This is a genomic window from Dactylosporangium sp. CA-139066 (assembly GCF_050936175.1).
Lineage (GTDB): Bacteria > Actinomycetota > Actinomycetes > Mycobacteriales > Micromonosporaceae > Dactylosporangium.
Window position 1 is genome coordinate 174,138 of record NZ_JBNJNH010000002.1, and the last position, 17,631, is coordinate 191,768.

15 protein-coding genes are annotated in these 17,631 nt (G+C 71.4%); 5 read left to right on the top strand and 10 right to left on the bottom strand.

Going from position 1 to position 17,631, the window contains the following annotated elements:
• Positions 1 to 52 precede the first annotated feature (52 nt).
• Positions 53 to 502 carry a MarR family winged helix-turn-helix transcriptional regulator gene (locus ACQEVU_RS45370; protein ID WP_433335725.1) on the bottom strand — a complete coding sequence of 150 codons (450 nt, stop codon included), beginning with the start codon at positions 500 to 502 and terminating at the stop codon, positions 53 to 55.
• Between the two features lie 62 nt (positions 503 to 564).
• On the opposite strand from ACQEVU_RS45370, the gene ACQEVU_RS45375 reads away from it, so the two are divergent.
• On the top strand, positions 565 to 2,142 hold the full coding sequence (locus ACQEVU_RS45375) for an MFS transporter (protein ID WP_433335727.1): 1,578 nt from the start codon (positions 565 to 567) through the stop codon (positions 2,140 to 2,142).
• Positions 2,143 to 2,168: 26 nt separating this feature from the next.
• On the opposite strand, the gene ACQEVU_RS45380 is transcribed toward ACQEVU_RS45375, so the two are convergent.
• The 3 genes from ACQEVU_RS45380 to ACQEVU_RS45390 are packed head-to-tail and all read right to left on the bottom strand — an operon-like array spanning position 2,169 to position 4,258.
• Positions 2,169 to 2,732, bottom strand: coding sequence for a GNAT family N-acetyltransferase (locus ACQEVU_RS45380; protein WP_433335729.1), 564 nt, complete (start codon positions 2,730 to 2,732; stop codon positions 2,169 to 2,171).
• Entirely contained in the window at positions 2,729 to 3,712 is a 984-nt protein-coding gene (locus ACQEVU_RS45385; protein ID WP_433335731.1) for an aldo/keto reductase, read from the bottom strand. The genes ACQEVU_RS45380 and ACQEVU_RS45385 overlap by 4 nt, the downstream gene beginning before the upstream one ends.
• Before the next feature lie 42 nt (positions 3,713 to 3,754).
• Positions 3,755 to 4,258: a YdcF family protein gene (locus tag ACQEVU_RS45390; RefSeq protein ID WP_433335733.1), complete on the bottom strand. Its 504-nt coding sequence runs from the start codon at positions 4,256 to 4,258 to the stop codon at positions 3,755 to 3,757.
• Between ACQEVU_RS45390 and ACQEVU_RS45395 the strand changes: the two genes are divergently transcribed.
• Positions 4,242 to 4,385, top strand: coding sequence for a hypothetical protein (locus tag ACQEVU_RS45395; protein ID WP_433335735.1), 144 nt, complete (start codon positions 4,242 to 4,244; stop codon positions 4,383 to 4,385). The two genes, ACQEVU_RS45390 and ACQEVU_RS45395, sit on opposite strands and share 17 nt — an antisense overlap.
• A 59-nt stretch (positions 4,386 to 4,444) precedes the next feature.
• On the opposite strand, the gene ACQEVU_RS45400 is transcribed toward ACQEVU_RS45395, so the two are convergent.
• On the bottom strand, positions 4,445 to 5,251 hold the full coding sequence (locus ACQEVU_RS45400) for an alpha/beta fold hydrolase (protein WP_433335737.1): 807 nt from the start codon (positions 5,249 to 5,251) through the stop codon (positions 4,445 to 4,447).
• Positions 5,252 to 5,289: 38 nt separating this feature from the next.
• On the opposite strand from ACQEVU_RS45400, the gene ACQEVU_RS45405 reads away from it, so the two are divergent.
• A complete protein-coding gene (locus tag ACQEVU_RS45405) occupies positions 5,290 to 6,297 on the top strand; it encodes a sigma-70 family RNA polymerase sigma factor (RefSeq protein WP_433335739.1) in 1,008 nt (335 codons plus the stop codon).
• Positions 6,298 to 6,543: 246 nt separating this feature from the next.
• Here ACQEVU_RS45405 and ACQEVU_RS45410 read toward each other — a convergent pair whose 3' ends face one another.
• From ACQEVU_RS45410 to ACQEVU_RS45420, 3 genes are all read right to left on the bottom strand, one after another.
• Complete coding sequence (locus ACQEVU_RS45410; RefSeq protein WP_433335741.1) at positions 6,544 to 7,590, bottom strand: WD40/YVTN/BNR-like repeat-containing protein; 1,047 nt, start codon at positions 7,588 to 7,590, stop codon at positions 6,544 to 6,546.
• A gap of 188 nt (positions 7,591 to 7,778) precedes the next feature.
• The gene (locus tag ACQEVU_RS45415) at positions 7,779 to 10,754 is read right to left on the bottom strand and encodes a hypothetical protein (RefSeq protein ID WP_433335743.1); all 2,976 of its coding nucleotides are present in this window, start codon (positions 10,752 to 10,754) and stop codon (positions 7,779 to 7,781) included.
• A gap of 73 nt (positions 10,755 to 10,827) precedes the next feature.
• Positions 10,828 to 12,069 (bottom strand): cytochrome P450, encoded by a 1,242-nt coding sequence (locus ACQEVU_RS45420; RefSeq protein ID WP_433335745.1) that lies wholly within the window; start codon positions 12,067 to 12,069, stop codon positions 10,828 to 10,830.
• Positions 12,070 to 12,301: 232 nt separating this feature from the next.
• Between ACQEVU_RS45420 and ACQEVU_RS45425 the strand changes: the two genes are divergently transcribed.
• Entirely contained in the window at positions 12,302 to 13,096 is a 795-nt protein-coding gene (locus ACQEVU_RS45425) for a hypothetical protein (protein WP_433335747.1), read from the top strand.
• 24 nt (positions 13,097 to 13,120) lie between these two features.
• On the opposite strand, the gene ACQEVU_RS45430 is transcribed toward ACQEVU_RS45425, so the two are convergent.
• Positions 13,121 to 15,400, bottom strand: coding sequence for a chitobiase/beta-hexosaminidase C-terminal domain-containing protein (locus ACQEVU_RS45430; protein ID WP_433335749.1), 2,280 nt, complete (start codon positions 15,398 to 15,400; stop codon positions 13,121 to 13,123).
• 267 nt (positions 15,401 to 15,667) lie between these two features.
• A complete protein-coding gene (locus ACQEVU_RS45435) occupies positions 15,668 to 16,027 on the bottom strand; it encodes a hypothetical protein (RefSeq protein WP_433335751.1) in 360 nt (119 codons plus the stop codon).
• Positions 16,028 to 16,358: 331 nt separating this feature from the next.
• Between ACQEVU_RS45435 and ACQEVU_RS45440 the strand changes: the two genes are divergently transcribed.
• Positions 16,359 to 16,916 (top strand): hypothetical protein, encoded by a 558-nt coding sequence (locus tag ACQEVU_RS45440; RefSeq protein WP_433335753.1) that lies wholly within the window; start codon positions 16,359 to 16,361, stop codon positions 16,914 to 16,916.
• Positions 16,917 to 17,631: the final 715 nt, after the last annotated feature.

The following is a 17,631-nucleotide window of genomic DNA, read 5'->3' on the forward strand; positions in this document are numbered from 1 at the left end:
GCACCTCCCGCCTACATCTCATGATGTGATGCAGGACACACTCCTGTCCAGCTCAGAGCGTGGGTATCTCCTCACCCGCCGAGGTGGTCGCCTCGGTCATGCGCACCAGCCACGCGTTCACCACGGCCAGCTCCTGCGGGCTGAAGCCCGCCGCGAGGCGCGCCTCGACGGCCTGCACGGTCGGCATCGCCTCGCCCAGGCGCACCCGCCCGGCGTCGGTCAGATAGATCTGCTGCGAGCGCCGGTCGGTGGGGTGCGGACGGCGCTCCACCAGGCCGGCCCGCTCCAGCCCGCCGAGCATCTCGTTGGCCGACTGCCGGGCGGTGGAGACCTTGCGGGCCACGTCGGCCACGGACAGCCCGGGGCTCTCGTCGAGCATCATCAGCGACGCGAACTGCGCCACGGAGAGCTCGTGCTGGACCAGCGCCTCGGCGACCACGCCGCGCAGGGCGAGCCAGGCGTGACGGACGAGAAAGGTCGAGCAGGCCTCGGGGGAACTCACCCGACCATTGTGCAGCGTTACCCTGTTGACAGGAACCTGACGTTCTTGCCATTGTGGCGACCATGACCGTCAGGGACCTGTCAATCAGCGTACCCCGGCAGCGACGCGTGCTGTCGGTCCTCGTGTTCGCCGCGGTACTGATCTGGATCGACACCACCATCCTGGGCATCGCCTTGGAGCGCATCGCCGACCCGCGCACCGGCCTGGGCGCGACGCCCGGCGAGCTGCAGTGGGCCGTCGGCTCGTACGCGCTGCTCTTCGCCACCGCGCTCTTCGCCGCCGGCGCGCTCGGCGACCGCTACGGCCATCGCACGATCCTGGTGCTCGGCCTGCTCTGCTTCGGCGCGGCCTCGGTATGGGCCGCCTGGGCCGGCGACGCCACCGGCCTGATCCTGGCCCGCGGCCTGATGGGCCTGGGCGGCGCGATGATGATGCCGACCTCGATGGCCATCATCGGCGCGACGTTCCCGCCCGAGCGGCGGGCCGGGGCCATCGCCGCCTGGTCGGCCTCCAGCGGCGTCGGCGTGGCGCTCGGCCCGCTGCTCGGGGGCGTGCTCGTGGACCACTTCTGGTGGGGGTCGGTCTTCCTGGTGAACCTCCCGGTCGCGGCGCTGGCGCTGATCGGCGTCGTCGTGGTGGTACCGAATCCGAAACTGGCGCAGCGGCGGCGGCCCGATCCGGTCGGTCTCGTGCTGTCCACGGCGGGCCTGGCTCTTCTGGCCTATGGCCTGATCGAGGCCGGCCAGGACACGGACTGGACGCGGTGGCGGGTGTGGGCGCCCGTGCTCGCCGGCCTCGCGCTGCTCGCGGCCTTCACCGCCTTCGAGTGGCGCGCGCCCGAGCCGTCGTTCGACCCGAGACTGTTCCGCAACGGCCGGTTCAGCGCCGGCAACCTCGCCCTGGCCGCGCTGTTCTTCGGCATCACCGGCCAGATGTTCTACGGCAACTTCTACCTGCAGGGCGCCCGCGGCATGGGCGCGCTCGACACCGGCCTGGCGTTCCTGCCCGGCGCGCTCGGCGTCGCGGTCGGCTCGCCGCTCGGCGCCCGCCTGGCCCGGCGATTCGGCGTCGGCGCCGTCAGCGGCGTGGGCCTGCTCGTCGTCGCGGCCGCGTTCCTGACCAACCTGGCGTTCGACCTCGACACGCCGCTGGTGTGGTTCTGCACGGTGGGCTTCGTCAGCGGTACGGCGATGGGCCTGACGATCGCGCCGACCGTCGCCGCGGTCATCGCCGTGCTGCCGCTGGACCGCATGGGTGCGGGCTCGGCGGTCAACAACACCGTGCGGCAGGTCGGCAGCGTGCTCGGCATCGCGCTGCTCGGGACGGTCCTGACCACCACCTACCGGGACCGGATCGAGCCGTCGCTGGCCGGCCTTCCGGCCGCCGCCCGCGACGCGGCCGCGCCGTCGGCCGAGCACACCCGCGCGGTCGCGGACGCGCTGCACCGCCCGGACCTGGCGGACGCGGCCAACCGCGCGTTCATCGCGGCCATGCACGTAACCGCGGCGTCCGCGGCGGTCGTGGCCTTCCTGGGTGCGGTACTGCTGGTGCTCGCCTTCCGCGCCCGCCGCGCTACTGCGCCGTCGGCTCCCGCGGCGGCGGTGGGCACAGACAGAACGGGTGCCCTGCAGGGTCGGTGAAGACCCGGCGACGCCGGGCGCCGGACCTAGGCCGAACCGGCCGATGGCGGGCGGTCGTGCAGGATGCGCTGGAACGGGACCGACTCCTGCCAGGCGCCGTCCAGGAACAGGTAGTCACGCGCGCGGCCGAACTGCTCGAAGCCGTTCTTCGTCAGCACCCGCTGCGACGCCACGTTGTCCGGCAGCGTGCTCGCCTCGACACGGTGCAGGCCCAGGTCGTCGGCGGCGGTCGCGCACGCCGCGCCGACCGCGGCCGTCACGATGCCGCGGCCCTCCTCGAGGTGGTCGATCCAGTAGCCGATGCTCGTGCTGCAGAACGGGCCGCGGACGATCGTCGACAGGGTGACCAGGCCCAGGACCGCGTCGTCGCGGGCGATCACGCAGCAGTACGCCTCGCCGGACTCGTTGCGGGCCACCGCCTTCTCCACGCGCTCGCGCTGGCCCTCAGGCGTCCAGAAGGAATCCGGCTGCCGCGGGCTCGACCGGCGGAACCGGTCGAGGTTGCGCAGGCTTGTCTCACGCAGCGACGGGGCATCGGTGAGCTCGATCGGGCGCAGCAGCGCGCCCGCGGGCAGCTCGGCGGGCATCATGCTCGGCCCATCAACCTTTCGACCTCGGCCAGCTGCTCCGGCGTCAGCGGGCCGTGCGTCAGCGCGCCGGCGTTCTCCTCGACCTGCGCGACCGTGCGGCAGCCGGGGATCGGCACCGTCCGGGCATCGTACGCCCACAGCCAGGCCAGCGCGCCCTGCGCGAGCGTGCGGCCGTCCGAGGCCAGGATCTCGCGGATGGCCTCGATGCGGGACAGGAACTCGGGCGTCGGGCGGCCGTCGGTGAAGTACGTCATCCAGTCCGGGCTGAGGCCGCGCACGTCGTCGCGCGGCAGCGCGGACGTCGCGGTGTACCGGCCGCCCAGCAGGCCCATGGCGAGCGGTCCGCGCACGATCACGCCGAGGTCGTGGCGCTCGGCGACGGGCAGCACGGCGTACGAGCCGCGCAGCACCGAGAGGTCGGCCTGGATCGTGGCGCAGTGCTCGCCGGCCGAGGCGAACGCGTCCGCGCGCTCGGGGAAGTCGGTGCTCCAGCCGTACGCCCGGATGAGCCCCTGCGCGACCAGGTCCTCCAGCACCGGCACGAGGTCAAGCGCCTGCGGGATCGGCAGGGCGTTGATGTGCAGCTGGTAGAGGTCGATGTGGTCGGTGCGCAGGCGGCGCAGGGACTCGCGCACGGCGCGGTCGACGGCGGCGGGCGAGCCGTCGTCCGGGCCGACCTGGCGGGTGGTCTCGTCGAACGTGCCGCCGAACTTCGTGGCGATGACCGCCTCGTCCCGGCGGCCGGCCAGCGCGCGGGCGAGGACCTCCTCGCTGTGCCCGGCGCCGTAGACGTTGGCGGTGTCGAAGAACGTGACGCCGAGGTCGAGCGCGCGGCGCACGGCGCGGATCGACTCGTCGTCGTCCACCTCGCCCCAGCCGAGCGGCTGCTCGCCGGCCCAGAAGGGGCCGCCGATCGCCCAGCAGCCCATGCCCAGCGCGCTGACCTCGATGCCACTGCGTCCCAGGAATCGCGTCTTCATGGGCCATGACGCTGCCACCTGGAGCGCGCTCCAGGTCAAGCCTCAGCAGTACTTCTGCACGAATACGGCCTTCGCCGAGGCCGCCCATTGATACGGAATCTGCCGGAACCAGTACAGCGGCGGCAGATGTGAGGTCGCGACGTACACGGGGCCGGGAAAACAACGGGTTACGCGCAGCCGGGCGCGCCATGCATGGTCGGCGGTGGTCACGATAACGATGGAATGCCAGCCGTACTGCCTGGCCATTCGGCCTATTGATTCCGCCTCGCCTTTCGTGGTTTCCGGGTCGGGGTGAAAACACAGCACGACGACGCCGGCCTGGGGCGGCAGGCACCGGCCCGATTCGGCGTCGGACTGCAGCGTGGACTGCACGAGATAGTCGGCCCGCCGCTGCTGGGCCAGCTGTACGGCGAGCCGGTCACGGTCGCCGTCGCCCGGGCCGGCCAGCTCGACGATGGCGTCGATATGCGGCGGTACGGCGGGCAGGCTCGGCCATACGAAGTACCGAGCGGTCAATCCAAGAAACCCGATGATCGCGATCGACACGGCGATCAAAATGAATTTCCGCCACCTCCGGATCATGCCCGCGAGCATTCCAGCGGAAGTTGAAGAATTGCTGAACCGCGAATCGGTCCGGAGCCCGATTTCTACGGACATGGCGCGCCGTGCGTGAATGTGCTGACGAACGGGTCACCAGCACATTCACGCACACCCCCGATGACGTGACCTATGTCACGCGTCGCGCAGAACCTCGCGGAGCCGGGGTGCGAATCCCGCCGGATCGACGACAAACGCGATGTGCCCGCCCGGGAACGGCACGGGCTTGCCGCCGAGCAGCGCGGCGACCGCGTGCGAGGTGCGGTCCAGCAGCTGGCCGGCCGAGTCCTCGCCGAGCCCGATGACGATCCGGGCGCCCGAGGCCCGCAGCGCGTCGACGTCCGGGCGGTAGCGCGTGGTGCCGCGCATCTCGTGGCGGAACCAGTACCGCTCGTCGGCGACCTGCTGCGGGTCCGGCGGCGGCGCGCCCTCGCCCTGTCCCGGCGGGGGCGGCGGCGAGCCCGCGTTGACCAGGAACTTCTTCCAGGCGCCGGGCACGTCGCCGGCCTCGTAGGTGGCGATGATGTCCTCGATGGCGGCGCGGCGCTCCTCGCGGTCCTCGAGCACCTCGCTGATCGGCGGCTCGTGCGCGACCACCGTGTGCACCAGCCCCGGGTGCCGCTGGACCAGGGCGAGCGCGTTGACGGCGCCCCCGCTGGTGCCGAACACCGCGGCCGGGCCGGCATCGACGTGCTCGAGCAGCCGGGCCAGGTCGTCGGCGCGCTGCTCGGCGCTGGAGTCCGACTCCGGGTCATCGAGGACGCTCGCGCCGATACCCCGCGGATCCGTGGTGAGCACGGTATGGTCGGCGGCGAGCAGGTCGGCGAGCGGCGCCAGGAAGCGGGTGCCCATCGGCGAGCCGATCAGCGCCAGGAGCGGCCCGCTGCCCCGCAGTTCGTAGTAGAGCGTGGCGTCCGGGACGCGCAGCGTGTCGTTCTTCAAGGGATGACCTCCTTCTCTCAAGAAGGGAGACCGGCCAGATGCCCCAGACTCGTCGCCTTCTCGAGCCCGATTTCGCCGACGACCTCGCTCGGGCGCGCCGGGGCGACGACGACGCGTTCGCCCGGCTGGTCGCGCCGCTGCGCGGGCCGCTGCACGCGCACTGCTACCGGATGCTCGGCTCGGTCCACGACGCCGACGACGCGCTGCAGGACGCGCTGGTGCGGGCGTGGCTGGGTCTGTCGGGGTACCAGGGCCGCGGCTCCCTGCGCGCCTGGCTCTTCACCGTCGCGACGCGCACCTGCCTCGACCTCGTGGCGGCGCGCGGCCGCCGGGCGCTGCCGATCGACCTCGGCCCGGCCAGCGAGCGGGCCCAGGTCGACGACCGGCCCCGCGACGACGTCGCCTGGCTCGAGCCCTACCCGGACGTGGTCGCCGAGCGGCGCGAGAGCGTCGAGCTCGCGTTCATCGCCGCGCTGCAGCACCTGCCCGGCAACCAGCGCGCGGCGCTGCTGCTGTTCGAGGTGCTCGGCTTCGCCGCCGCCGAGATCGCCGCGATGATGGACACCTCGGTCGGCTCGGTGAACTCGGCGATCGCCCGCGCCCGCCGCACGCTCGCCGACAAGGTGCCGCCGATCCCGCAGCAGCCGACCCTGCGCCGCATCGGCGACGACCGCATCCGCCAGATCGTCGCCTCCTACGCCACCGCCCTGGAGCACGGCGACGCGGCCGCGCTCGTGGCGCTGCTGACCGAGGACGTCACCTGGTCGATGCCGCCACTGCCGCACTGGTACAGCGGGCTGCCGGCCGTCACCGACTTCGCCCTCAAGCTGCCGCTGACCGCGTGCGGGAGCTGGCGGCACCTCGGCTCGGCGGCCAACGCGCAGCCCGCGATCGCCTGCTACCGCCGCGCCGGCGCCGAGGGCCCGCACGAGGCGTGGTCGCTCAACGTGTTCACGCTGCGCGAGGACGGCCGGATCGCGGAGATCGTCTCGTTCATCGACCCCGCGGTGTTCGCCCGCTTCGGTCTACCACCCCGGCTTCCGTAGGCAGCGCGCCCAGCGCCGCGACCGCCTCGGGGCCGCTGGCGCATTTACCCGCGGAGGCGGGCAGGCGAGAGCGAGGGCGCCGGCCCAGGGCAGTCCCGATCGTGGTGCGTAGGTGCGCAGGTAACCGCGCCGCCCGGCAGGGCCACCGGCGCCCATGCGCAGGCGCGCGAAGCGGGTCAGCGCAGGCGCGCGAAGCGGGTCAGCGCAGGCGCGCGAAGCGGGTCAGCGCAGGCGCGCGAAGCGGAGTCAGCGCAGGCGCGCGAGGCGGCCGGACTCGCCCGATGCCCAGCAGGCGCCGCCGGCGCAGGCCACCGCGTCGAAGCTGCCGGTGTCGAAGCGGGTCCACGTGCGGCCGCCGTCGTAGCTCACGTCGCTGCCGGTGGGGCCGACCGCGTACGCGACGTCGCCGCGCTCGGAGCGCCAGGCCGCGCCCGAGCGGTACTCCCCCGGCACCGTCCGCGCGACCGCCCAGCTCCGCCCGCCGTCGCGGGTGGTCGCCGCCCCGTCGGGCGCGGCGGCCGGGGCCGCGAAGTCGCCGCCGACGGCGATGCCGGTCCGGCGGTCGCGGAACGCCAGGGAGTAGATGCCGGCCGACGCCCCGCTCGGCACCGGCGTGGCGGCGGCGCTCCAGTGCCGCCCGTAGTCGCCGGAGTGGAACACCCGCGCGGCCGCGCCGCCCCCGGTGGCGAACCACGCGTCGGGGCCGCCCGACCGCGCGGTCACGAGGCACGTCCCGCTGGCCGCGAACGCGAACTCGCCGTCCAGCGCGGCCGGCATCCCGTCGCCCGGCTGGACGCTCCAGTGCCGGCCGCCGTCCTGGGTGGCGAGGATGCGGAAGCGCCCGTCGACGGGGTCGGACAGCGCGATGCCGTGCCACCGGTCGAAGAACGCGACGCAGTCGTAGAACGCGGCCGGGTCCGGGTTGCGGAACGTCTCCGTCCAGGTCGCGCCGCCGTCGTCGGTGAGGTACAGCCGCGACTGCTCCCCCTCCCCGATGGACAGCGCCACCGCGCGCCGGGCGTCGAACGCCTCGATGTCGCGCAGCTGCAGGTCGGCGGCGTCCGGCGGCCCGACGGAGCGCCAGGTCCGGCCGCCGTCGACGGTGCGCAGCACGGTGCCCCCTGTGCCCGAGGCCCAGGCGACGCGCTCATCGACGGCCGAGAGCCCGCGCAGCCGCGCCGTCGACCCGGAGTCGAGGACCCGCCAGGACGGGCCCGGCCGGCCGAACCCACCCGCGGTCCCGACGACGACGGCACCCAGCGCGATGACGGCCGCAGCCCGGCGAAGCCTCATACCGCCGAAACCTACCGCCACCCATCGACGGATGGAAGTGTCTCTAAGCAGCCGGCAGGCCCCAGCGCGCGGCCGCGGGAAGGAACATCGCGCCGGCCGCGAGCAGGAGCGCCAGGCGGACGCGCTCCGTGCGCGGGAGGTACGCGCGGCGGTGCGGGCCTACCTCAACGCCCCGTGACCGGCGCGGCCTACGGGAACCACTCGGCGACCTGCTCGACGGCCGCGATCGCGGCCCGCACCGCGGCCGGGCCGAGCAGCCCGATGTTGCGCGCCTCGGCCTGGAGACGGCGCAGCGCCTCGGTGCGGGTGCCGAGCGCCATCTCGTCGCTGGCGTCCGGCAGCCACCCGGCGACGTCGTCGAAGAGGCTCAGGCCCCGCGGCCCGATCCGGCCGGAGACCTCCCACAGCGCGGCCGCGCACTGGCTACGCGCAGCGTCGTCGTTGAGGGTCCGGGTCGCCGCGAACGCAGCGCGGATCGCGCGCAGCGCCTCGTCGTCCGGCGGCCGTGAACCGCCGTGCTCCAGCACCATGCGGATCTGCGGATCGGCCACGCCGCGGGCGGCCTCGACGGCCAGGCCGTACAGCGACTCGGGCAGCACCGGCGCGAGGCTCTCCATCATGCGCGCCCGGGCCACCGGCGGCAGCCCGGCGGCGTCGCCGACGAGCCGGTGCAGCGACTCCGGCTCGAGCCGGGGCGCGAGGTTCTCCAGCGCCGCGACCCACTCGGGGCTGCCCGCCACCGGGAACATCGTCGCCATGAGCTGCTCGACGCCGCGCGCGCCGAGCTGCTGCCCGCTGCGCTGCGCCACGAGCGACCAGCCCGGCTCGTCGGAGAGCCGGAAGGCACCGTCGGCCAGCGCTGGCAGGGTGTCCTCGGTGGTGCGCGGCGCCAGCTGTAGCAGGGTGTTGGTGGCCTTCGCCGGGTCGCGCAGGGTGCGGGCCGCGGTGATCGCCGCGACGGCGATCTCGGCGCGCTCGCGCTCGTCCGGCAGGTGGGCGCTCAGCGCGACCGCCATCACCGCGCGCGACAGCGAGTCGCCCATCCCCCAGGCCAGGTCGCCGGCGGACAGCGCCTTCGCGACCGGCAGGTGCGGCGCGATGCCGATCAGCAGGTCCCGGCGCGCGTCCGCGTCGCTCGTCTGGTTGGCGTGCTCCAGCAGGTCGCCGGCGACGACGGGCCGCCGCTCGGGCGGCAGCGCGGCCAGCAGCGCGTCGAGGGTGACGACGCGGCAGCCGGAGCGGCTGTGCCGGCAGACGAAGGGGATCGCGTCCCGCTCGATGACGGCGGCGTCGAGGTGCGGCGCCAGCGCGATGAACAGCTCGGCCTGCTGCAGGTCGTCGCGGATCATCGCGGCCGCCGCGAGCGCCGCCCGGCGGGCGGCCGTGCGCTGGGCCGCGTCGAGCTGCGGCAGGAGGAAGAGGTACGCCCGGGCGCGGTCGACGGCCTTCGGCAGCCGGCGGGCGTGCGACAGCGCCTGACTCGTGCTCCAGATCCCGGCGTTGACCAGGACCGTGGCGAACCGCGCCGAGACCGACTCGGCGAGCGAGTTGAAGCCGGCCAGGATGAGGCTGTACTGCACCGACAGCCCGACCAGGTCCGCCCGGTCGTCGCCCTTTCGCCCGACGGTGTGCAGGGCGAGGCCGCGGGCCAGTTCCACGTCGTTGAGGTACCCGTCGTGGTCGTCGGCGTGGTCGCGGATCGCGAACCACAACTGCTGGCGCACCGGCCGGCCGTCGGGGTCCTCGCCGACCCGCACGCAGCCCAGCAGCCGGTGGATCTCCCGGTGCCACCCGGCGAGGCGCAGGTGCTCGACGATGTGCCGCAGCCCGTAGCCGCGGTCGATGAGCCCGGGGGCGGGGCGGGCGGCGAGCTCCGGCAGGCCCCGGCGCAGGCCGCCCCACGCCGACAGGTACCGATCGATGATCAGCTCGTGCGCACGCTGCGCCGCGTCCCGCAGCTCGCCGCAGAACGCGTCGTTGCCCGGCCGCGGATGCTCCGGCCGTTCGCCGAGGAGAAAATCGCGAAGGCTGGCGTGGTACAGCTGGAACCGGTCGGGCTCGCGCGTGCGCGGATCGGCCGGGGTGATGTGGCAGAAGGGCTGGAACGTCTCGCCGAGGAACCGCCGGATCGGCGATCGGCGCGCGGTCGGGCACAGCTCCACGACCAGGTCCAGCGGCACCGGCTCCCGCGCCACGGCCAGCACCGCCAGGACGGGCAGGTAGCACAGGTCCCAGCTCGGCTCGTCGCGGCGCAGACGCTCGAGGCTCTGGGCGTAGTACGACCACAGGTCCTCGGGCAGGGAGCCGAGGTCGTCGACCCGGCGCCGCCCGCTGCGGATCTCGTCCAGCACGAAGTGCAGGTAGATCCACACGCCGGCGCAGCGGGACTTCAGCGTGCCGACCAGCTCGGTGCTCAGCATGCCGGCGGCGGCCAGCCGGTCGCGCATCTCGCGCTCGTCGGCCACCCGCCGCAGGTAGATCTCCATGTCGCGCAGGTTCGCCTCGTCGTCGGCGTGGATGACGGCGAACCCGAAGGGCGACCAGTGCTCGTACAGCCGGCTGCCGACCCGCGCCGTCGCCAGCACGTAGACGCCCTCGGGCAGCGTGCGGGGCAGCCCGACGCCGGCCTCCGGGTCGAGGTTGCGCACCGCGTCGACCCCGTCGATGACCAGCACGATGGGGGTGCCCGGCTCAAGCTCGTCGCGGCTGCGCGCGGCGGCCGTGAGAATCTCGGCGAACCAGTCGGGCCGCGCGGAGGCGGGCGGCAGCATCCCCTCCGGCGCCCACCCCTCAAGGTGCCAGCGCGGGATCAGCTGGGCGGCGAGATCCCGGCGTACAACGGCGGCGGTGTTGGGACCGCTCGGCTCGCTGAGGTGGCTGACGTAACCGCGCTCGCGGCTGATCCAGGCGGCGAACGTCGTCTTGCCCAGGCCGGCCGCGGACTCGACCAGGAAGAAGCCGCTGCGGTGCCGCGCCCGGAACCGGTCGAACCGCTCGGTCAGCCATTCCCGGCCGGCGAACCGGGTGAGATCGACCGCCTGGTACACCGTCGCGGGATTGATCCGGGCGCCGTCGACCGGCTCGAACCCGGCCCCGAAGATCGTCGTTGTGGAAGCGATGCCGTAGTTATTGCCGTCAATTCCAACGGATCCCGATCCGGTCACCGAAACCCGTGGGCCGTCCAACTGGGGTCCCCTCCCGTCGCGTCATCGCACGGACCCGGGCACCCTAGCGCATTCAGGCAATGGTGATGGGAATCTCCTGGTAGCCGTGGAAGGTCATCAGGTCGAGCGTGCGCGGCGGACCGGCCAGCGCCAGCTTCGGGAACCGGCGCAGCAGCATCGGCAGGGCGAGCTGGATCTCCAGCTTGCTCAGCGCCGCGCCGAGGCAGTAGTGCGGCCCGACCGAGAAGGACATGGTGTGGTTGTCGGGCCGGTGCGGGTCGAACACGTCGGGGTCCGGGAACCGGCGCGGGTCGCGGTTGGCCGCCCCGAGCAGCACGAGCGCCTCGCCGCCGGCCGGCACCGGGACCCCCATGACCTCGGTGTCCTCGGCGGCATAGCGCACCCCGAACTGCACCGGCGTCTTGTACCGCAGGATCTCCTCCACGTACGCCGCCGCCACCTCGGGCCGGTCCCGCAGCTCGGCGCGGTGCGACGGCCGGTCCATGAGCAGGATGAGCCCGTTGCCGATCGAGTGGACGCTGGTGAGGAAGCCCGCGTTGTACACCCCGATGAGATTGGCCACGAGCTCCTCATCGCTGAACTCGGCCGCGCCGGAGGCCCGCGACCCGAGCAGCGAGCTGGTCAGGTCGTCGCGCGGCTCGGCCGTGCGGGCCGCGACGAGCTTCTCGAAGTACCCGGTCAGCTCGACCGCCGCCGCGTCTCCGGCCTGCAGGTACCGCCAGTTCTGCGGCCCCGGCTCGAGCACCAGCGAGAACGGCTCCGACCGCGGCGGGAACCACGCCCGGTCCTCCTCGGGCACCCCGACCAGCTCTCCGATGACGTCGCTGGGCACCGGATACGCGAAGAGCTTCATGAAGTCGACGGTCCGCCCGCCGGCGCCGGCCTCCTCGACCTGGTCGAGCCGCCGGTCGATGAGCCGCACAATGGCCGGCTCGAGCGCCGCCATGCGCCGCGCCGTGAACGCCTGCGCCAGCGGCCGTCGCAGCCGCGTGTGGTCCGGCGGGTTCAGGAAGAACACGGTCTGCTGCAGCACCTGCAGCGAGCGCCGCCGGCGCCAGAGCGGCATGTCGCGCCCGTCGAGCCGGTCGAGGTAGGCCGCGTCGAGCATGCGGAACACGGGGTCGCGGGTGAGCTTCTCGATCGCCTCGTAGCCGTGCACGACGACGGAGTACCGGTCAACGGCCGGGTCGAGCGGCGCCGCCTGCCCCAGCCGATGCAGCCCCGCATAGAACGGATAGGGATCCCGCCGCCCTTCGGCCGAGAACAGTTCCCTGAGCGCGATAGCGGTCTGCATCGAGGCACGCCTCCCGTGTGGCGGATGTGTCGACCGCCGACGATCCTATCGATGCCAATGGACCTGCGTCGATGCTCTCATCGAGTGAATATTTTGAATTTCTTTCACAAACGTCAATGCTTTGTTGTTTTCGTCACGACCGGGCGGCGCATCGCCCGCCATCAGGTCTCCCACCTGGGCCGATCCGTTCGCGTTGCCGACCCCTCGGCGGTCATCGACAGCGGTGTACGGTGTGCGCACCGTATTTCACGAGGAGGCCGACCACACCGTGGACCACCAAGTCTGGTTCGCCCTCGGCGTACTCCTCGGCAACGGCATCGGCTGCCTGCTGGCCGTGTTCTGCCTGTCCCGCATGACCGACCCGCGCCGGTCGCCGCGCAACCGCCTGTTCCTGGTGGTGGTCGCGGCATGGGCCCTGGTGGAGACCGCCCGCGACGACATGCTCTTCGTGGCCGCCACCGCCATCCACATGAGCGACTACGAGGTCCACTTCTTCCTGGCCCCGAGCATGGGCCTGACGGTGTTCGCGGTACTCCTCACGTCCTGCGTCTTCTGGCTGGCCGCGAGGCGCCCGCGCCCCGTGTGGACGATCGGCGGCGGCACCGCGGTCGGGCTGCTGCTGGCCGCAATGAGCGTCCAGGCCGCGTTCTCCGGCCGCACCGGCTCGGCCATGACGATCGACGTCGCCGGCACGGCGGTGGTCGCGGGCGGCCTGGCCGCGGTGACCGCGACCGCGGTCTGGCTGGGGACCGGCGCCACGACCCGGTCGGCGGTGGCCACGGCCGTCACGCTGCTGGCAGTCTGCCTGACGGTGGCCCAATACATGATCGCCCATGACGTGACCACCGACCCGAGGATCACGGTGGACAGCGACGCCGGCATCAACCCCATCCAGCTGGCCGTCTTCACCGCCGTGGCGTTCGGCGTGCGGGCGATCGCCCTGACCATCATGAGCATGATCGACGAGGGTCACCGGGATCTCGAGCTGGACGAGATCCCGGCGAACAGCCCCGCCCGCCGTTTCTGACCCGGCGCCGGTCGGCCCCGGGGCCTACGGGTAGCTCGTCACCTTGACCGGTGTGGTGCCCGATGGCGTGACCGCACCCGTGTCGTTGATGACGTGGGTGATGGTGCCGTTGAAGTTGAGCGATACGGTCAGCACGCTGTGGAACCGCACGCCGGCGGTGTTCGGCACCTCGAACGAGCGGTAGAGGTTCACCGCGGGGTTGGCGTTGAAGAAGCAGTAGCTGCCCGATCCCCATGCCTCGTGCGTGGTGACGTTGGGCCCCACCTTGTACGCGGCGTACCCGTTGAGCCCGTTCGGGCCGATCCAGGATGCCTGGTTCGGCACGTCGTACGGCTTCTCGTTCTGGAAGAAGATCGTCTTGCCGTTCTGGCCGTTCCAGACGACCTCGTACTTCTGGTAGTGCTCGACGAACAGGCCGGTCGCCAGGACGTTGTTGCCGTTCACCAGGACGCCGGTGTCCGCCGTGTTGATCGTCCAGCCGACGGTACCCGCGTTGCCGTGGTCGGCCCGCCAGGCCCAGGTGTGGTCGACGATCACATTGTTGCTGTTGACGACGAGGCTGTTCGTCGCCTTACCCACGGCCGCGCCCCCGATGCGGAAGAAGACGTCCTGCAGCGTCGTCGGATTGGCCGCGTGATCGGCGGCCGAGCCGGACGGGCCGACGGTCAACAGGGCCGCCGAGTTGGTCGTACCCGCATCGAACAGCAGACCCTTGATCCGAACGCCGTCGACGTCGGCGACCTGCATCGCGTTGACCCCGTTGTCCGGGATGAGCGTCGGGTACCCGATGCCGAGCACCACGGTGTTGGCTCGTGTCACGTTCAGGGTCTGGTTGAGGTGGTACACGCCGGGCGTGAAGAACAGGTTGCAGCCCGACGCCAGCGCGGCGTTGATCGTCGAGGCGGTGTCGGCCGCCTTCACGACATAGAACTGGCTCATCGGCAGCGACGAGCCGGGTGTACTGCCACCGGCCCAGCTCGCGCCGGAGGCGTTGGTGCGCAGCGAGGGCAGGAACACCCGGTACTTGCCGGTGCCGTCGATGTACAGGTACGGCACGTCGCGGGAGACCGGAGTGGTGCCCAGCGTGGTCATCGGCGGCGTCGGGAAGGAGTTCGCCGGGGCACCCGTGGTGCCGGAGAACACCATGTTCCACACGCTGCCGTTCCAGCTGCCGAGGTTGCTGTCCTTGGTGTACCACTGCTGCTGCGAGGCCGACGAGACCTGCCCCGAAACTCGCGTGTCGGAGATGTAGCCGCCGCTGGCGAAGCCGAAGCTCGCCGGGTACAGCCACAGGTTGCCGCGGACGTCGATCCGGCGGAAGGGAGCGGCCTGCGACACCGCCCACCGGTCGGAGCCGCTGCTCGGGACGATGGCCAGGTTCTCCGCCGAGCGCCAGAAGTTCTGCGTCGCGTTGCCGGCGTCGGAGGCGTTGAAGGCGTCGACGGTCACGTCGCCGTTGATCGTCACGTCACCCGGGTTCTGACCGAGGCCGGCGACCGAGGTGTAGAAGCCGACGTCATCATGCACGTTGTACGTGCCCGGCTTGAACAGGTGCGCCACCCGCCGGCCGGCCATCTGGGCGGTCTGGGTGTCCTTCTGCGCGTTGAAGTCGGCATCGAGCTGTGCCTGGACGGTCGCGGTGGACATACTCGGGTCGAAGATGCGCACGTTCGGACCGAAGTTCGGGATGTCAGGCTGGGTCGTGCACGAGGTCGCGGTGCCGATCGCGTAGGTCGCACTGGCAACCGCGGAGTTCGCCTGACCGGCCAGCACGCCGATCGCGCGGACCGTGGTCGTCGCGGAGATCGTGAGCGGCCCGGTGTACAGCGGCGAAGCGGCCGTCGGCGTCGAGCCGTCCAGCGTGTACCGGATACTCGCCCCGGCCGTCGCCGTCGCGATCGTCACCGACTGCGCGCTCGAGTACGTCCCGCCCGGCGGGCTGAACGTCGGCGTGGCGACGGTGCTGGCGCCACCCTGGGTGTAGAAGAAGTGCGGCGTATCGAACTGCGGGCCGTTCTTCTCGTACGTGAACCAGTACTCCAGCACGAAGCCACTGGTCAGCGAGCTGACGGTCCGCTGCCAGGTCCCGGCGTTGTTGGTCATGCGGAAGTTCTGCTGACCAGCGTTGGGGGAAAGGTAGTGGACGTCGACATAACGCGCGGCGGTCGTCGGCGTGAACGAGATCTGGGCCTGTGTCGCGTTCAGCTGCGTGACACTCTGGGTGTAGTCCCCGGACGCGGCAGCAGCCGGGCCACTGCCGCCGGCAACGACCACCGCGGCGACGGCGGCCGCGGCGAGGGCCATCCTGGCCAGACCGGCACGCCGGCGCGGTTGCTGTTGAGCGGGTTCTCGACGGCTCCATTTCATGGGATGAACGCCTCCAAGCATCGAAATGCGGCGGTGTTGGGCGGCGCTGTGTGAGAGCGCTCTCTCACGTGGCGTGACAGTCGACCGGCAACGCTGGCAACGGAAGAGTTACACCCAGAAATATCCGCGTGGATAAATATCAACGCCGATTCCACAAAACTCGACATCCTCCAACGCTCATTGGAGCGGGAAGGTTCGCGTTCTTCATGTCTGCAGGTAGCCGGCCACTGCCGACGCGAACACCCCGGCGGGCAGTGCCTGCGGCGGGCCCACCGATGGCAGCTCGGGCAATGCGGCGAGCCCGGCCGCAAACGTCCCACGGTGCGCCGCCGACGACTCGCCCGCCGCGGTACGCCAGTAACGGTCGGCTGCGACGTCGAACTCGATCAGGCCGGCCGCGGCCAGCCGGCTGACCGCCGTGACGAACTCGTCCTCCCGCGGAATCGCGTGGTTCAGGTAGTCCGCCGCAGCGATCACCTGACGCAACGACGACCCACGAGCCCGGCCCGCCCCGCCGATCGACCGCAGAATCCACACGTCAGAGAGGGTCCAGCCTTCTTTCATGGCGTTCTCCGTTCGTCGCGTTGACAGGCTCTGAGGAGCAGGTGACGACGGCTTGAACGGCAAGCGGCCCCAGAGGCGAAACAGGGGCCGCCAGTGATGGAGGCAGCCATGGCTTACTTGAACCCCTAAGAGCATGAGCCCCATCATTGCCGACCATTCCGGGCTGCGCCCGCTGCATTGGGTGCGAAAGGCCAGTCGATCGGTCGCCCCGGGCCCGCTGACGGCGAACGAGGGCAAATTCATTCAATGACACGTGATATCCTCCGTCCGTGCACACCGAAGAGTGGCTAGCCCAGGAAAGCTCTTCAAGCTCCCGAGCGCCCTTATGCCGTTGAGGGGCGCCGTCAATCAAAAATCATGGAACACCCTGGGCGAAATACGAGCCAACAGACGTCGACAATTATTTATCGGCCGCCAGAAAGTGTCGCATTACGACGACGGGTGGCGGACGGTGATCGCCACAGCCTTTGTCACCCTGGTCGTCGGATTAGCGTGGCTTGCAGCAGTTTGTGTTCGCGCCCACGGCAGTGCCATTGGCTACTCCTCGTGGGAATTGGCTTTCCCGGTGTCAATTATTGCGATCACCACGGCATTACTGATCTTCGCAATCCTTCGCGAAGCCCTATACGAGACAGGAACGCTTCCGAAGCACAGGCTCGACCAAACGTCTGCTCATGCCAGGTTGATTGGCGAAATAGCTTACATAGTTGAAGACTTGGGCATACTGACACCAAAACCGCAGGAAGCAGCCGAATTCAGCCCGAACGCCCTCGCCCGCCCCTATGTTGTCTCACATGCCAACATGATCGGAGGAGTGAACCCTCCGGCAGGCCCGACCGTCCGACCTTTCGTCGGCAACCTCGATGGGCCAGCAAAGAAAGAGTCGTGATGAAGGCTCGGAACGCGTCTCCTTCACGGCAGGCGCCGCGAGCGTCTGGTCCTTGACCTGCCGAAGCTGCTCGGCCCGAGCCGGGATCCTCTGCTCCTCCACTGTTCGCGGGCACGGTGATATTCGCCGTGCCGTGGTGTGCGCACCCGGCGGCGGCGCGCCCGTGTCCGGGTCGACCGCGACATCCAGGCATGGGCCGATATCGCCGAGAACCTCGGGCTGGCCGGCTCACGGGTCATGTCCGCGGTGGTCGACGCATGGACGTCATCGCCCACGTTCCCGCCATCGAATCCCGCCCCGGCACCCGGCCCACGCCGGCAACGCTCTGGCCGTTTGGCAAGGCAGAGCCGGGCGCGCCAGCCGGCGCCGTGATGCCGGTGCTCGCGGCCGATCCGCACGCGGGAGCCACCCCATGCGTCATCCTCGGCAACCTCGCGTCCTGCCCGACGTCGCCCGCTGGGGCGTCGACCTCAAGGCGGCATGGACCTCCGCCACAGGCATCCTGCCCTCCTCCGAAGGGCGTCCGCATCGACGCCGGCAACCAAGGGCCGGTGGTCGCGGCCGACGGCCTCCCGGGGCAGGCCAGGCCGTTGGCCGAGATAGCAAGAGGCGGGGCCACCGATGTCGGTGACCCCGCCTCTGATGGCGATCTCCGCCGCGCCGCTCTTGCCGGCGCGGGCTCGATTACGCCCTCCATGGTGGAGCTGACGATGGC

What these genes read in the sequence shown, in the direction of transcription:
- ACQEVU_RS45405 (WP_433335739.1), top strand. Translation starts at nt 5,290, where the DNA reads ATGCCCCAGACTCGTCGCCTTCTCGAGCCCGATTTCGCCGACGACCTC.
- ACQEVU_RS45430 (WP_433335749.1), bottom strand. Translation starts at nt 15,400, where the DNA reads ATGGCCCTCGCCGCGGCCGCCGTCGCCGCGGTGGTCGTTGCCGGCGGC.
- ACQEVU_RS45410 (WP_433335741.1), bottom strand. Translation starts at nt 7,590, where the DNA reads ATGAGGCTTCGCCGGGCTGCGGCCGTCATCGCGCTGGGTGCCGTCGTC.
- ACQEVU_RS45395 (WP_433335735.1), top strand. Translation starts at nt 4,242, where the DNA reads ATGATCGCGATCGACACGGCGATCAAAATGAATTTCCGCCACCTCCGG.
- ACQEVU_RS45435 (WP_433335751.1), bottom strand. Translation starts at nt 16,027, where the DNA reads ATGAAAGAAGGCTGGACCCTCTCTGACGTGTGGATTCTGCGGTCGATC.
- ACQEVU_RS45380 (WP_433335729.1), bottom strand. Translation starts at nt 2,732, where the DNA reads ATGATGCCCGCCGAGCTGCCCGCGGGCGCGCTGCTGCGCCCGATCGAG.
- ACQEVU_RS45385 (WP_433335731.1), bottom strand. Translation starts at nt 3,712, where the DNA reads ATGAAGACGCGATTCCTGGGACGCAGTGGCATCGAGGTCAGCGCGCTG.
- ACQEVU_RS45375 (WP_433335727.1), top strand. Translation starts at nt 565, where the DNA reads ATGACCGTCAGGGACCTGTCAATCAGCGTACCCCGGCAGCGACGCGTG.
- ACQEVU_RS45420 (WP_433335745.1), bottom strand. Translation starts at nt 12,069, where the DNA reads ATGCAGACCGCTATCGCGCTCAGGGAACTGTTCTCGGCCGAAGGGCGG.